This is a genomic window from Azospirillum sp. TSO22-1 (genome assembly GCF_003116015.1).
Classification (GTDB): Bacteria; Pseudomonadota; Alphaproteobacteria; order Azospirillales; family Azospirillaceae; genus Azospirillum.
This window is the reverse complement of the sequence record NZ_LGQZ01000028.1, coordinates 1-14,004: the sequence shown is the minus strand read 5'-3', so window position 1 is coordinate 14,004 and position 14,004 is coordinate 1. Positions and strand designations below refer to the sequence as shown.

The 14,004-nt window shown below is 69.4% G+C and carries 12 protein-coding genes; 7 read left to right on the top strand and 5 right to left on the bottom strand.

All coding sequences use genetic code 11. The features are described from left to right. The first annotated feature begins 56 nt into the window (after positions 1-56). The 3 genes from ligA (at position 57) to TSO221_RS08590 (ending at position 4,611) form a co-directional block, all read left to right on the top strand. A complete protein-coding gene (gene ligA, locus TSO221_RS08600; RefSeq protein WP_109118076.1) occupies positions 57-2,441 on the top strand; it encodes an NAD-dependent DNA ligase LigA in 2,385 nt (794 codons plus the stop codon). A 120-nt stretch (positions 2,442-2,561) separates the two neighbouring features. Then, positions 2,562-4,013 carry a 4Fe-4S binding protein gene (locus TSO221_RS08595; RefSeq protein WP_109118075.1) on the top strand — a complete coding sequence of 484 codons (1,452 nt, stop codon included), beginning with the start codon at positions 2,562-2,564 and terminating at the stop codon, positions 4,011-4,013. A gap of 40 nt (positions 4,014-4,053) precedes the next feature. Further along, positions 4,054-4,611, top strand: a complete 558-nt coding sequence (locus tag TSO221_RS08590; RefSeq protein WP_109118074.1) for an iron transporter — start codon at positions 4,054-4,056, stop codon at positions 4,609-4,611. A gap of 237 nt (positions 4,612-4,848) precedes the next feature. Here TSO221_RS08590 and TSO221_RS08585 read toward each other — a convergent pair whose 3' ends face one another. Beyond that, positions 4,849-6,060 carry a hypothetical protein gene (locus TSO221_RS08585; protein WP_109118073.1) on the bottom strand — a complete coding sequence of 404 codons (1,212 nt, stop codon included), beginning with the start codon at positions 6,058-6,060 and terminating at the stop codon, positions 4,849-4,851. 72 nt (positions 6,061-6,132) lie between these two features. Next, entirely contained in the window at positions 6,133-8,439 is a 2,307-nt protein-coding gene (locus tag TSO221_RS08580; protein WP_109118072.1) for a UvrD-helicase domain-containing protein, read from the bottom strand. Positions 8,440-8,914: 475 nt separating this feature from the next. Between TSO221_RS08580 and TSO221_RS08575 the strand changes: the two genes are divergently transcribed. The 3 genes from TSO221_RS08575 to TSO221_RS08565 all read left to right on the top strand — a co-directional run bounded on the left by TSO221_RS08575 (position 8,915) and on the right by TSO221_RS08565 (position 10,999). Beyond that, on the top strand, positions 8,915-9,601 hold the full coding sequence (locus TSO221_RS08575) for a response regulator transcription factor (RefSeq protein WP_109118071.1): 687 nt from the start codon (positions 8,915-8,917) through the stop codon (positions 9,599-9,601). A gap of 251 nt (positions 9,602-9,852) precedes the next feature. Then, positions 9,853-10,497: a response regulator transcription factor gene (locus tag TSO221_RS08570; RefSeq protein ID WP_109118070.1), complete on the top strand. Its 645-nt coding sequence runs from the start codon at positions 9,853-9,855 to the stop codon at positions 10,495-10,497. 61 nt (positions 10,498-10,558) lie between these two features. Beyond that, the gene (locus tag TSO221_RS08565) at positions 10,559-10,999 is read left to right on the top strand and encodes a YccF domain-containing protein (protein ID WP_109118069.1); all 441 of its coding nucleotides are present in this window, start codon (positions 10,559-10,561) and stop codon (positions 10,997-10,999) included. Positions 11,000-11,079: 80 nt separating this feature from the next. On the opposite strand, the gene TSO221_RS08560 is transcribed toward TSO221_RS08565, so the two are convergent. Beyond that, positions 11,080-11,517 carry a CBS domain-containing protein gene (locus TSO221_RS08560; RefSeq protein ID WP_109118068.1) on the bottom strand — a complete coding sequence of 146 codons (438 nt, stop codon included), beginning with the start codon at positions 11,515-11,517 and terminating at the stop codon, positions 11,080-11,082. Positions 11,518-11,925: 408 nt separating this feature from the next. Between TSO221_RS08560 and TSO221_RS08555 the strand changes: the two genes are divergently transcribed. Beyond that, positions 11,926-12,282 (top strand): hypothetical protein, encoded by a 357-nt coding sequence (locus TSO221_RS08555; protein WP_109118067.1) that lies wholly within the window; start codon positions 11,926-11,928, stop codon positions 12,280-12,282. A gap of 62 nt (positions 12,283-12,344) precedes the next feature. Here the strand turns inward: TSO221_RS08555 and TSO221_RS08550 are convergent, their stop codons facing one another. Together TSO221_RS08550 and TSO221_RS08545 are read right to left on the bottom strand one after the other, a co-directional pair. Beyond that, positions 12,345-13,538, bottom strand: a complete 1,194-nt coding sequence (locus tag TSO221_RS08550) for an acetate/propionate family kinase (protein WP_109118066.1) — start codon at positions 13,536-13,538, stop codon at positions 12,345-12,347. Positions 13,539-13,552: 14 nt separating this feature from the next. After that, positions 13,553-14,004, bottom strand: a 452-nt coding sequence (locus tag TSO221_RS08545) for a phosphate acyltransferase (protein ID WP_247877962.1), incomplete at its 5' end; no start/stop codon positions are given.

Here is a 14,004-nt window from a genome sequence, read left to right as displayed (position 1 = left end):
GCGCCCTTCCGCCAGTCTCCCGTTTCACGCCCCGTCCCGAACCGCCGAGCCGTATCATGACCGACCTCTTCGCCACGCCCGCCAGCCTGCGCGCCATCCCCGTGGAGGCGCTGACCCTGGAGCAGGCGCAGGCCGAACTGGAGGCGCTGGCCAAGGAAATCGCCCACCACGACCGGCTCTACCACCAGCAGGACACGCCGGAAATCCCGGATGCCGCGTACGACGCGCTGGTCCGCCGCAACGGCGCCATCGAGGCGCGCTTCCCGGAACTGCAGCGCGCCGATTCGCCCTCGCTGCGCGTCGGCGCGGCGCCAGCGGCGGGATTCAGGAAGGTGCGGCACGCCGTGCCGATGCTGTCGCTGGGCAACGCCTTCGCCCCGGAGGACGCCGCCGAGTTCGTCGCGCGCATCCGCCGCTTCCTCGGCTGGGGCGAGGACACGCCCATCGCCTTCGTGGCCGAGCCGAAGATCGACGGCCTGTCCTGCTCGCTGCGCTACGAGAACGGCCGCCTCGTGCTGGCCGCCACCCGCGGCGACGGCGCGGAGGGCGAGGACGTCACGGCCAACGTCATGACCATCAAGGACGTGCCGAAGACCCTGCCCACCCCCTACCCCGCCGTGCTGGAGGTGCGCGGCGAGGTCTACATGAACCGCGACGAGTTCCTGGCGATGAACAAGGGCTATGCCGAGAAGGGCGAGGACCTGTTCGCCAACCCGCGCAACGCCGCCGCCGGCTCGCTGCGCCAGAAGGACCCGAAGGTCACCGCGTCGCGCCCGCTGTGCTTCTTCGGCTACGCGCTGGGCGAGGTGTCGGAGCCGATCGCCGACACCCAGTGGGGCATCCGCGAGCGGCTGAAGGCGTGGGGCTTCGCGCTCAACCGCCCGGCCGAACACGTGGACGGCGTCGATACGCTGCTGCGCTTTTACGAGCAGATCGGCCAGCGCCGCTCCTCGCTGCCCTTCGACATCGACGGCGTGGTCTACAAGGTGGACCGGCTGGACCTGCAGGAGCGCCTGGGCTTCGTCTCCCGCGCGCCGCGCTGGGCCATCGCCCACAAGTTCCCGGCGGAGCAGGCGCAGACGCGCCTCAAGGGCATCACCATCCAGGTCGGCCGCACCGGCGCGCTGACCCCGGTGGCGGAACTGGAGGACATCACGGTCGGCGGCGTGGTGGTCAGCCGAGCCACCCTGCACAACGAGGACGAGATCGCCCGCAAGGACGTCCGCGTCGGCGACCTCGTCGTCGTTCAGCGCGCCGGCGACGTGATCCCGCAGGTGGTCGGCGTCGTCGAGGCGCAGCGGCCGGAGGGCGCCGAGCCCTTCGTCTTCCCCGACCACTGCCCGGAGTGCGGCAGCCTCGCCGTGCGCGAGGAGGGAGAGGTGGTGCGGCGCTGCACCGGCGGGCTGATCTGCCCGGCGCAGGCCAAGGAGCGGCTGCGCCACTTCGTCAGCCGCAACGCCTTCGACATCGAGGGCCTGGGCGAGAAGATCATCGAGGAGTTCTGGAACGACGGCCTCGTCCGCTCGCCGGTGGACATCTTCACGCTGGAACCGCGGATCGAACGCGGCGAGTTCGCGCTGATCGGCCGGTTCGGCTGGAAGGAGAAGTCGGTCGAGAACCTGTTCAAGGCAATCAACGACCGCCGCAACGGCATCGACCTGCACCGGCTGATCTTCGGCCTGGGCATCCGGCATGTGGGCGAGGTGACGGCGCGCTCGCTGGCCACGCATTATGGGTCGCTGGACGCGTGGCTGGCCGGCATGGACGCCGCCATCGGCGCGATGCCGGGCGCGGCGTGGCGCGAGCTGGCGGCGCTGAAAGGCGTGGGGCCGTCCACCATGTCGGCGCTGCTGGCGTGGTTCAATGACCCGGAGAACGCCGCCAAGGTGGGCTTCTACGCCAACCAGCCGGCGCTGCGGCTGGAGACGGTGATCGGCATGCTCGGCATCAGGGAGGTGAAGGCCAACGCCGCCAAGGCGCTGGCCGCGCACTACGAGACGCTGGAGCGCTGGACGGAGGCCATGGCCGCCGCCGCCGCGGCTCAGCCCGGCGAGGCGTGGGAGGCGCTGGTCCGCGTCCCCGACGTCGGCGAGGTGGCCGCCGAGGAACTCGCCGGCTTCTTCCTCGAGGAGCGCAACAAGGAGATCATCCAGGGCCTGCGCGAGGCCGGCGTGACGGTGCTGGACGCCGAGAAGCCGAAGGCGGCGAGCACGCCGGTGGCCGGCAAGACGGTGGTCTTCACCGGCACGCTGGAGACCATGACCCGCGACGCCGCCGAGGCGCGGGCGCGCGAGCTGGGCGCCAAGGTGACGGGATCGGTGTCGAAGAAGACCGACTGCGTGGTGGTCGGCGCCGACGCCGGCAGCAAGGCCACCAAGGCGCGCGAGCTGGGCGTGACGGTGCTCAGCGAGCGGGAGTGGCTGGACCTGATCGGGGAGTAGCTCGCCCTGCCAATTGCCCACAGGGAATGCAGGGGTGCGACGCACTGTCGCATTGCGATTCAGTCTCATATGCGAGCCTGATACGCGAACGATTTGCAATTGCACCGCAGCGGGCGGCTCATGGACACGCATCGGCTTCCGGACACGACCGACGGCTGCGCCGCCCAGCGCGCCGTTCCGTTCCGCCGCGGCGGGCGCCTGATCGCGCTGGGCGCGGCGGTGGAGCGGTTGTTCGTGTGGCTGCGGCCGTGGCTGCCGGTGGTGCACGGGGTGATGTTCGTCGGCTTCCTCGCCATCCTGTTCGTGCCGCTGCTGCTCGACGATCCGGCAGCCGAGGACGGGCCGTTCGACCACTTCACGGTGATGGTGCACACGCTGCTGTGGGGCCTGTGGTTTCCGCTGGCCTTCCTGTCGGTGGCGCTGACCGGGCGCAGCTGGTGCGGGCTGCTCTGCCCGATGGGGGCCGGCTCGGAATGGGCGGGCAAGGTCGGGCTGAAGCGGCCGGTGCCGGCGTGGCTGCGCTGGCCGGGCACGCCGGTCGCCAGCTTCATCCTGGTCACCGTGTGGGGCCAGACGGTGGGCGTGCGCGACCACCCGGAGGCCGCCGCCATCCTGTTCGGCTCGGTCTTCGCGGCGGCGCTGGTCATCGGCTTCCTGTTCGGGCGCGGCAAGCGCGCGTGGTGCCGGCACGCCTGCCCGATCGGGCTGCTGCTCGGCGTCTACTCCCGCCTGGGCGGGGTCGAGTTCGCGCCGAAGCGGCCGGAGCCGGGCGGCGACCGCTGGACCGAGAAAACCGTCTGCCCGACGCTGATCGACCTCCGGCGCAAGACCGAATCCCGCCACTGCATCGAGTGCTTCCGCTGCGTCGGCCCGGCCTCGCAGGGGGGGCTGTACCTCAAGCTGCGCGTCCCCGGCGCCGAGATCGAGACGGTGTCGGCGCACAACCCCAGCCTGTCCGAGGTGCTGTTCCTGTTCATGGGCACCGGCGTGGCGCTGGGCGGCTTCCTGTGGCTGGTGCTGCCGTCGTATCAGCACCTGCGCATGGCGGTCGGCGACTGGGGCATCGACCAGGGCTGGTACTGGCTGGGCGAGCCGGGGCCGCGCTGGCTGATGGCGGTCTACCCGGAGCGCCGCGAGGTGTTCCGCTGGCTCGATTTCATCCTGATCGTCGGCTACATGCTGAGCTGGCTGGCGGCGCTGACCGCGACGCTGTCGGCCACCACGGCGGCCTCCGCCTGGCTGTCGGCGCGGCTGGCGCCCGGTGCCGAGTGGAAGGCCCGCTTCGTCCAGCTCGGCTACCAGTACGCCCCGGTCGCCATGGTGTCGCTGCTGCTCGGCCTCGGCAGCGGGCTGTTCGACACGCTGGCGCTGCTCGGCCTCGGGCCGTCGGCGGTGCTCGGCGCCAAGGGCCTGTGCTTCGCGCTCGGCGCGCTGTGGAGCCTGCGGCTCGGCGACCGCCTGCTGGCGGCGCAGGGCGTGCCGGCGGCGACGCGCTGGATTCCCCTCCTACCCGGCGCCCTCGGCAGCTTCGCCATCGGCGCCGCCTGGTATCCGGCGCTGTTCGGCGCCTGATCGTTTCCCAACCTTCCTCACGACTTCCGGAGAGCACGCAATGACTCTGTCCGCACGCCCCCTTGCCGCCGCCGTCCTGGCGCTCGGCCTCGCCGCCGCGCCGGCCCTCGCCGGCGAGCAGCCGATCGGCCAGCCCATCGAGAAGAACGGCCTGAACGTCATCGGCGTGTACCTGCAGCCGGTGGTCATGCAGCCGGCCATGGCCGACCAGGACGCCAAGAAGACCGACATCCACCTGGAAGCCGACATCAAGGCGCTGAAGGACAACCCGAACGGCTTCCGCGAGGATTCCTGGATCCCCTACCTGACGGTGGACTACACCATCGCCAAGCGCGGCAGCGACTGGAAGACCAGCGGCACGCTGCACGCGATGGTCGCCAACGACGGCCCGCACTACGGCGCCAACGTGGCGCTGAGCGGCCCCGGCCAGTACGACGTGACCTTCCGCATCGCGCCCCCGGGCACCGACGCGCACGGCCACACCCAGGTCTTCCTGCGCCACACCGACAAGGAGACCGGCGTGCAGGCCTGGTGGAAGCCGTTCGAGTTCAAGGGCGACTTCAAGTTCGTCGGCACCGGCAAGAAGGGCGGGTACTAACGGCTCCCGCCCGTCGCTGACGGACGCCACGGACACAACATTCACACGGATTTCACGGATCGAGGCACGGATTTCACGGATTTTCTCGGTGCTTGCAGCGCGTCAGCCTTATCCGCGGGCCGTTGCCGGGCAGGGTCAAAAAAAATCCGTGAAATCCGTGTTCAAATCCGTGAAATCCGTGTGAACTGTTGGCCGTCACAACGGCACCTCCAGCCGGGACACCACCAGCCGGCCGACTCACCCCTCCCCCGGCCGGAAGGTGCCGGCCAAGCGGTCGGCGATGTCGTGCATGCCCTGCTGGCGCAGGATCGCCTGGCGGTGGCGCAGCAGGCGCTTGGCCAGCGCCTTCTCGGTCTCCGCACCGCCCAGCAGCGTGCCGTCCGCCCCCTTCAGCCGAAGCGCAAGGGTCTCCACCAGCGTCGCCTCGGCCTTGGAGTCCTTGCGGTCGAGCGGCTGGTCGCTGTTGAGGGCGGAGCGCACGCGCTCCAGCAGCACGACGCGGCAGCTCGGCGCCCGGCCGGTGACGGTCAGCGCCCCGATGCAGGCGAGCAGCGGGTGCACCGGCACGTCCTTCTCGCCCGGCTTGCGGCCGTACAGCGTGTCGGCCAGCGCGCACAGGCCGGCGGCCAGCGTCGGCTGCGCGCCCAGCAGTTCCTTCACCACGTCGGCGGCGCCCAGCCCGTCGGCGACCACGCCCTCCAGCAGCGCCGAGAGGTGCGGGTCGTCGATTCGCGCCATCATCTTGACCAGCAGCTCCATCTTGCCGGCCAGCGAGTTGGCGCTGGTCAGATACTGGCTGAGCATGGCCAGGAAGACGAAGTCGTGCTCCTCCGCCCCCACCGCCTGCCCGATGCGGCGGCTGGTGGCGGCGAGGTCGGACTCGTCGAAGGCCGGCAGGCGCTTGCGCTCGGCGTTGAAGTCGCGGGCGCGGACCAGCGCGCGGTCGACCAGGGCGCGCAGCTCCTTCACCCGCGCGGCGACCGCCACCTTGTGGGTGTCGCCGTGGTGGCGGGCGACGGCATGGATGGCCGCGCCCATCAGCGTGCCCTGCTCGTCCAGCTTGCGGGCGTAGGTCCAGCCGTGCAGCAGCTCGGTCGGCGTCACCTGGAACTTATCGAGGAACTGGCGCAGCAGCCGGCCGATGACGACGCGGCTGTCGAAGCCGTACAGCTCGGCCAACTCGGTGCAGTAGGGCGCGCCCTCGGCGGTGCCGGCGATGGTCAGCGGCTTGGTCTTCTGCTCCGGCACCTTGCGGTGGAAGATCGCGGTCTGGACCGCCAGCCCGGCGAGGCTGCGCGACTTGAAGACCTTCACCTCCTGCACGCCGGCCACGGTCATCTGCACGCGGGCGCAGGACAGCGCCGCCTGCTCCTCGGTGAAGGTGGCCTCCATCCGCCAGCGGTCGTCGACGCGGACCTGCACCTCGAAGAGGGCGTTGCCTTTGAACACGGGTTCACAAACCTCCGAAATCTCCACCGATCCTGAGCCCGAAGCGGTGCAGGGATCAATGGGATTCGGTCCTCACCCCGCCTTGTCCGCGGGCACCACGAAGGCGTCCATCACCTTCTTGGTGCCGGCCTCGTCAAAGGCGATCTCCAGCTTGTCCTGCTCGACCGCCACCACGGTGCCGTAGCCGAACTTCTGGTGGAACACCCGCTCCCCCTCGCCGTAGGGCGAGGACGGCCGGGGGCGCGCCTCGACGTGGTAGGCGGTGCCCTCCAGCGTCACGCCGCGCGGCGCCGGCGGCTGGCGCTGCGGGGCCTTGAAGCTGAAGCCGCCCGCCCCGGAATCCCGGAACCCGCCGCCGAACCCGGCCGCGCCGGAGCCGGCGTAGAGGCCGCTGGCCGCCTCCGCCTCGACGTTCTCCGGCGGCAGCTCGTCCACGAAGCGCGAGGGGATGGCGCTGACCCAGTTGCCGTACAGGCGGCGGTTGGCGGCGTGCGTCACGTAGGCCCGCTTGCGCGCCCGCGTCAGGCCGACGTAGGCGAGGCGGCGCTCCTCCTCCAGGCCGGCGATGCCGGTCTCGTCCAGCGCGCGCTGGTTGGGGAACACGCCCTCCTCCCAGCCGGGCAGGAAGACGACGTCGAACTCCAGTCCCTTGGCGCCGTGCAGGGTCATCAGGGTGATCTGCTCGGTCCCGGCGGCCTCGGCGTTCTCCATCACCAGGGCGACGTGCTCGAGGAAGCCGCCGAGGTTCTCGAACTCCGCCATGGCGGTGATCAGTTCCTTGAGGTTTTCCAGCCGGCCCGGCGCCTCGGGCGACTTGTCCTCCTGCCACATGCGGGTGTAGCCGGACTCGTCCAGCACCATGCGCGCCAAGTCGGTGTGCGGCATGGTCTGCGCGAGGCCGCGCCAGCGGAAGAAGTCCTGCAGGAGGGTGCGCACCGTGCCGCGCACCTTGGGCTTCAGCTCGTCGGTCTCGGTCAGCGCCCAGCCGGCCTCGGCCAGCGGGACGCCCTGCCCGCGCGCCGCGGTGTACAGGCATTGCAGCGCCGCCGGGCCGATGCCGCGCTTCGGCACGTTGACGATGCGCTCGAAGGCGAGGTCGTCGTCGGGCGAGTTCACCACGCGCAGGTAGGCCAGCGCGTCGCGGATCTCCTGCCGCTCGTAAAAGCGCGGGCCGCCGATCACCTTGTAGGGCAGGCCGAGCGTGATGAAGCGCTCCTCGAACTCGCGGGTCTGGAAGCCGGCGCGCACCAGCACCGCCATGTGGCCCAGCGAGACGCCAAGGCGCTGCAGCGATTCCACCTCCTCGCCGATCCAACGCGCCTCCTCCTCGCCGTCCCAGACGCCGCGGACGCGGACGCGGTCGCCGCCCTCGGCCTGGGTCCACAGCGTCTTGCCCAGGCGGCCCTTGTTGTGGGCGATCACGCCGGACGCCGCCGCCAGGATGTGCCCGGTCGAGCGGTAGTTCTGCTCCAGCTTGATGATTTTAGCACCGGGGAAGTCGGTCTCGAAGCGCAGGATGTTGCCGATCTCGGCGCCGCGCCACGCGTAGATCGACTGATCCTCGTCGCCGACGCAGCAGATGTTCTTGTGCGCCTGGGAGAGGATGCGCAGCCACAGGTACTGCGCCACGTTGGTGTCCTGGTACTCGTCCACCAGGATGTAGCGGAACTTGCGGTGATACTCGGCCAGGACGTCGGCGTGGGTCTGGAAGATCACCAGCGTGTGCAGCAGCAGGTCGCCGAAGTCGCAGGCGTTCAGCGTGCGCAGGCGGTCCTGGTACTGGCGGTACAATGCCACCAGCCGGCCGCCGGCCACGTCGCCGCCGTCGGCCTCGGTCAGCTTGTCCGGCGTCAGGCCGCGGTCCTTCCAGCGCTCGATGGCGCCGAGCACCTGCCGCGCCGGCCACTTCTTGGAGTCGACGCCCTCCGCCTCCAGCAGCTGCTTGACCAGGCGGATCTGGTCGTCGGTGTCGAGGATGGTGAAGTTGGACTTCAGCCCGACCAGCTCGGCGTGGCGGCGCAGGATGCGCGCGGCCAGCGCGTGGAAGGTGCCGAGCCACCAGCCCTCCGGCTCCATGCCGACCAACGCCGCGACGCGCTCGCGCATCTCGCGCGCCGCCTTGTTGGTGAAGGTGACGGCGAGGATCTGGAACGGCATGGCGCGCCGCGTCATCAGCAGGTGCGCCAGACGCGTCGTCAGCACCCGCGTCTTGCCGGTGCCGGCGCCGGCCAGCACCAGGACGGGGCCGTCCAGCGCCTCCACCGCCTCGCGCTGGACCGGGTTGAGGCCGTCCAGGTAGGCGAAACGCGGGGCCGGGGCGATGGGCGCACCATGGGAGCCGAGCTGGCTCAGGGGATCGTCGTCGAAGGCATCGGTCATGGCGCCATCCTATAGCACGCCCGCGCACGCCCGACGAAGCCCCCGGGCGAGGCGGGCCGCTCGGCCCTCGGTCATACGCCCCTGGGCGCCCGTCCGGCCGGCACCATCTTCCTGTGCATAGGGTATGATGGCACGGTTCTTAAGACATGCTGCAGATGACGCAGGCATTGATCGCCGAGACGCCGGTAAAAGCCGCCGAACAACACCGCCGCCGCGTCCTTGTTTACTCCGCCTACCCAAGGACGAGGCGATAGGACCCACGATTTGTCTTAACCCATCATAGGGCATATGCCGATTTCATGCCGCGGCTGGTACTTTCGAGAAATTTTCTGTCCTGCGAATCTGGGGTATCGTCTCGACGAAACGTGGCACACCCGGCGCCGGAAGGCGGTTGCGGTCCTCCCCCGAAGCGGCATGTCCCGATAAGTCGGAACACGCCACCGACGTGAACACAGCCAAGGGCGGGCAGACGACGATGGATTCCGTGAACGTTTACCTGATCGATGCGAACAAGCTCTTTCGCGAAGGCATGAAACGGCTGTTCGAGGATTCGCCGTTCAAGGTCATCGGCGAGGCCGGCAGCCTGCGCGAGGGCGTGCCCACGGTCGAGGCGGCGGCGTCCCATCCGGAGATGATCCTGATCGACCTCGTCAGCGGCGCCGAGGACGAGGTGGAGGCGATGCGACGGCTGCGCACCCAGTATCCGCAGATCCGCGTCGTCATCCTGACCAGCGAGCTGTGCACCCGCCGCCTGTCGGGCGCGCTGGGCGCCGGCGCCGACGGCTACCTGATGAAGGACATCGCGTGCGAGGCGCTGATGCAGTCGCTGCGCCTGGTGATGATGGGCGAGAAGGTGTTCCCCACCCATCTGGCCGAGCTGCTGGTCTCCGGCCGGGCCGAGGAGGTCGGCGCCGAGGTGCCGGCGCGCCGCAAGGGCCTGTCGCAGCGCGAGGTGCAGATCCTGCGCTGCCTGCTGAACGGCAACTCCAACAAGATGATCGCCAACCACCTGAAGATCACCGAGGCCACGGTGAAGGTCCACCTCAAGAGCCTGCTGCGCAAGATCAACGCCTCCAACCGCACGCAGGCCGCCATCTGGGCGCTCAACAACGGCATCGGCGACCAGGCGGCGGACGCGACGGTCGGCGCCGGCATGGTCTGAGGCCGGCGCCCGCCTTGATACCGGATCCCCCACTCGGGCCGGCCGCAGCCCCGCGGCCGGCCGCTCCTTTTCACCCCGGCGTCTTGACCCCGGCCTTTCGGCCCCAACTTTTCGGCTAGGTGCCCCGTCGTAGCACCAAAAGCGCACTTTACCCGAACTCTCCCCAAGCATTAATTGACAAGTGCTTTCGCTCAAGCGCCTGCCACTAAGGTGCAACAATCCTCCGCCCGGAACCGGCAAAGGGCCACTCTATGAACGTGCTGATCGCCGACGATCACCTCCTTTTCCGGGACGGACTGCGACGGCTCCTGTCGCAGTTCAAGGAGGAAATGACCTTCTTCGAAGCCAGTACTTTTGACGAGGTGCGGGCGCTCACCGACGGCGGCACGGAGTTCGAACTGATCCTGCTCGACCTGGGCATGCCCGGCTGGACCGGGTTCAACGAATTGGGGGCCATCCACGCGCGGCTGCCGCGGGCGCTGCTGGTGGTGGTCTCGGGGTCGGAGCGGCGCGCCGACCTGATGTCGGCGCTGGAGAACGGCGCGGCCGGCTACATCCCGAAATCCTCCAGCGCCAAGGTGCTGCTGGGCGCCCTGCAGCTGGTGCTGGCCGGCGGCATCTACGTGCCGGCGGAGGCGATCCGCGGCGATCTGGTGACCAACCCGGACATCCTGGCCGACGACACGCTGACCAACGTCGGCCCCGGCGGCGGCGAGCAGCTGACCCCGCGCCAGCGCGAGGTGCTGGAGCGCCTGCGCGAGGGCAAGTCGAACAAGCAGATCGCCCACGAGCTGGGCCTGACCGAGGGCACGGTGAAGGTGCACGTCACGGCGATCCTCCGCCTGCTCGGCGTGCGCAACCGCACCCAGGCGGCGCTGACCGCGCAGGGGATGTAGCGTCCCGCGCTCTTGAGCGCACCGCGCTCAACCCCACATAGGGGCGGAAGGAGATCCGCCCATGCCCGTCGTCAGCCTCGTCCTCAACATCCTCTGGGTCGTGTTCGGCGGCCTGTGGATGGCCGCCGCCTGGCTGCTGGCGGCGGTGATCATGGTCATCACCATCATCGGCATTCCCTGGGCGCGCGCGGCGCTGACCATGGCGTGGTACGCGCTGCTGCCCTTCGGCCAGACGGCGGTGCGCCGCGACGCCTACGGGCGCGAGGACATCGGCACCGGGCTGCTTGGCACGCTGGGCAACATCCTCTGGTTCGTGTTCGCCGGCTGGTGGCTGGCGCTCGGCCACCTGATCACCGCGGTCGGCCTGGCGCTGACCATCATCGGCATTCCGTTCGCCTGGGCGCACCTGAAGCTGGCCGGGCTGGCGCTGTGGCCGATCGGCACCGAGATCGTCACCGCCGACGAGGCCGAAACACGCCGCCGCGCGGTGCTGATGCGCTGATCCCCGCGCACGGATGCGCACCCCCGCCCGGCCCCCTGTCCGGGACGGGGCGGCGGCTGCGCGGGGGAGCCGTCAGAAGGTCACAGGACCTCGGTCAGGCTCTCCATGAGTTCCTTCTCGCGGTCGAGAAGGGCGAGCTCGTTGCCCATGAAGTCGCGCATCGAGATGACGCCGACCACCTTGCCGTCCTCGACGATCGGCAGGTGGCGCAGGCTGTTGTTGGACATCTGGCGCAACGCGTCGCGCACGCTGGTCTCGAGCCCCACGGTGATCGGGCACGGGGTCATCACGTCGGACAGCCGGGTCTTCTCGGGATCGAGCCCGTCGGCGACCACGCGTTCGGTCAGGTCGCGCTCGGTGAAGATGCCTTCCAGGTGCTCGTCGCCGGACTCGGTGACGACCACCGAGGCGACGTGCGCCGACTTCATCTGGGCCGCCGCATCGCGAACCGACGCTTCCGCGGGCAGAGAGACCACGCGGCGGTTGCTGACCAGGTCGCCGACATTGCGGTGCATCATGGCTGCTCTCCTCTGTTCTTGCGGTGTAAGGGCCTGACGAGATTGCATAATGCAAGATCTGGCGCGCCGCGATCTTCGCACTCGCACAAAAACTTATTGCGAACGCACAAAGACGTTGAGAAGATGAAATCGCCGGAGAGGGGGAGGATCACTGCTGCGAAGACTAACGTGTTTCAAGAACACGCACGAGTATTCGGTCACGAATAGGACAACATGGTAGGCATGCCTTACCGACATGCGACATAACCGCCCACTATTGCCATCGGCGGGTGCGCTTGGCACGAAATTCCCATGACCTCGTGCGGCGCAGCGAGGGCCTTAACCTTTGTTCAACGAAATATGACTCAAACTGCGTCGAAACGTTTCGGTTAACGGCATTTTGCCGGACTGTATAAGGCGCTCACCGTCATGTCGTGGCTGTCGAAGTTGACCGGCAAGGACAAATCCCCGCAGGGCTCCGGAGCGGGATCGAAGCAGCGCCCGTCCGGACCGCCGCACATCCTGATCGACCGCAACGAATACGAGCCGGCGGAGTTCGCCATGGGCTCGTTCCGCATCCGCCCCTACGACGGCGACCTGATCGCCAAGCAGCAGTTCGACTTCCGCATTGCTTTCCAGTCGGGCGACGAGAAGGTCGAGTTCGCCTGCCGCGGCATCGTGGTGAAGATGGACGGCACCGCCGGCCTCGTCGCCCGTTTCGCGCAGCCGCAGCCCTTCTACGAACGCAAGCTGATCGACTACCTGAAGGCCTGGAAGGGGCTGTAGGCGCCGAAAACGAAAAGCCCTCCCCGATCCGGGGAGGGCTTTCGTCATTCCGGGAACGCGATTCAACGCTGTTCCATGACCTCGACGGTGTGCTGGGCGATCATGCGCTCCTCGTCGGTGGGGATGACCCAGACGGGGATGCGGCTGTCCGGCGCGCTGATCTTCGCCTCGTTGGCGTCGTTGGCGTCGGGATCCAGGTGGACACCGAGCCACGCCAGCTTCTTCGCCACCCGCGCCCGCACCGGGGCCGAGCGCTCGCCGATGCCGGCGGTGAAGACGATGGCGTCCAGCCCGCCCATGGAGGCGGCCAAGGCACCGGTCTCCTTGGCGACGCTGTGGCAGAACAGCTCGACCGCCTCGGCGGCGTGCGGCTCGGCCGACTCCAGCAGCACCCGCATGTCGTTGGAGACGCCCGACACGCCGAGCAGGCCCGACTTGTTGTAGAGCAGCTTCTCCAGCTCATCCGCGCCCATGCCCTTGGCGCGCATCAGGTAGATCAGCACGCCCGGGTCCAGCCGGCCGGTGCGCGTGCCCATGGGCAGGCCGTCCACCGCGGTGAAGCCCATGGTGCTGTCGATGCTCTTGCCGGCCTTGATGGCGCACATGCTGGCGCCGCTGCCCAGGTGGCAGACGACGACGTGCGCGTCCGCCAGCTCCGGCGCCACCTCGGGCAGGCGGCGGGCGATGTACTCGTAGCTGAGGCCGTGGAAGCCGTAGCGGCGCACACCCTCCTCGGTCATCGCCCGCGGCAGCGCGAAGGTCTGCGACTGCCAGGGCTGGCCGCGGTGGAAGGCGGTGTCGAAACACGCCACCTGCGGCAGCTCCGGATGCGCCTCGGCCAGCGCGCGGATGGCGGCGAGGTTGTGCGGCTGGTGCAGCGGCGCCAGCGGGATCAGCGCGTCGAGCTCCGCCAGCACCTCCGGCGTCAGCAGCACGGGGTGCGAGTACTTCGACCCGCCGTGCACGACGCGGTGTCCGGCGGCGATCAGCTTCGCCCCCTCCAGATGCTCCTCCACCCAGTCGAGCAGGTAGGAGAGCAGCGCCGTGCGGTCGCTCTTCTCCCCCGCCCCCCAGGCCTTGTCGGCGAGGACACGCCTGGACGTGTCCTTCGCCTCGAACTTCGGCTCGGTGCCGATGCCGGAGATCTGGCCGTTGATCGCCACCGCCACGTCGCCGCCCGGCTTCTCGCGGAAGACCGAGAACTTCAGGCTCGACGAGCCGGCGTTGATGACCAGGATCGCGTTACCGGTGCTCATGCCCGACACCCCGCTCACTCAGCCGCGGCCACGGCGGCGCGGCGGCGCGCCGCGGCCACCAGCACGGCCACGGCGCAGGACGCCAGACGGGTGCGGACGTTGTCGGCGCGGCTGGTCAGGATGATCGGAACCCGGGCGCCGAGCACGATGCCGGCGGCGTCCGCGTTGGCCAGGAAGGAGAGCTGCTTGGCCAGCATGTTGCCGGCCTCCAGATCGGGGACCAGCAGGATGTCCGGCTGGCCGGCGACCTCGGACGTGATGCCCTTGGTGCGCGCCGCCTCCAGGCTGATGGCGTTGTCGAAGGCCAGCGGGCCGTCCAGGATGCCGCCCTTGATCTGGCCGCGGTCGGCCATCTTGCACAGCGCGGCGGCCTGCAGCGTCGTCTCGATCTTCGGGTTGATGGTCTCGACCGCCGAGAGGATGGCGACCTTCGGCGTCTCCACGCCCAGCACCTTGGCCAGATCGA

Excerpts from the sequence above, each read along its gene's own strand:
- ligA (WP_109118076.1), top strand. The coding sequence starts at position 57 with ATGACCGACCTCTTCGCCACGCCCGCCAGCCTGCGCGCCATCCCCGTG.
- TSO221_RS08595 (WP_109118075.1), top strand. The coding sequence starts at position 2,562 with ATGGACACGCATCGGCTTCCGGACACGACCGACGGCTGCGCCGCCCAG.
- TSO221_RS08590 (WP_109118074.1), top strand. The coding sequence starts at position 4,054 with ATGACTCTGTCCGCACGCCCCCTTGCCGCCGCCGTCCTGGCGCTCGGC.
- TSO221_RS08580 (WP_109118072.1), bottom strand. The coding sequence starts at position 8,439 with ATGACCGATGCCTTCGACGACGATCCCCTGAGCCAGCTCGGCTCCCAT.
- TSO221_RS08575 (WP_109118071.1), top strand. The coding sequence starts at position 8,915 with ATGGATTCCGTGAACGTTTACCTGATCGATGCGAACAAGCTCTTTCGC.
- TSO221_RS08570 (WP_109118070.1), top strand. The coding sequence starts at position 9,853 with ATGAACGTGCTGATCGCCGACGATCACCTCCTTTTCCGGGACGGACTG.
- TSO221_RS08565 (WP_109118069.1), top strand. The coding sequence starts at position 10,559 with ATGCCCGTCGTCAGCCTCGTCCTCAACATCCTCTGGGTCGTGTTCGGC.
- TSO221_RS08560 (WP_109118068.1), bottom strand. The coding sequence starts at position 11,517 with ATGATGCACCGCAATGTCGGCGACCTGGTCAGCAACCGCCGCGTGGTC.
- TSO221_RS08555 (WP_109118067.1), top strand. The coding sequence starts at position 11,926 with ATGTCGTGGCTGTCGAAGTTGACCGGCAAGGACAAATCCCCGCAGGGC.
- TSO221_RS08550 (WP_109118066.1), bottom strand. The coding sequence starts at position 13,538 with ATGAGCACCGGTAACGCGATCCTGGTCATCAACGCCGGCTCGTCGAGC.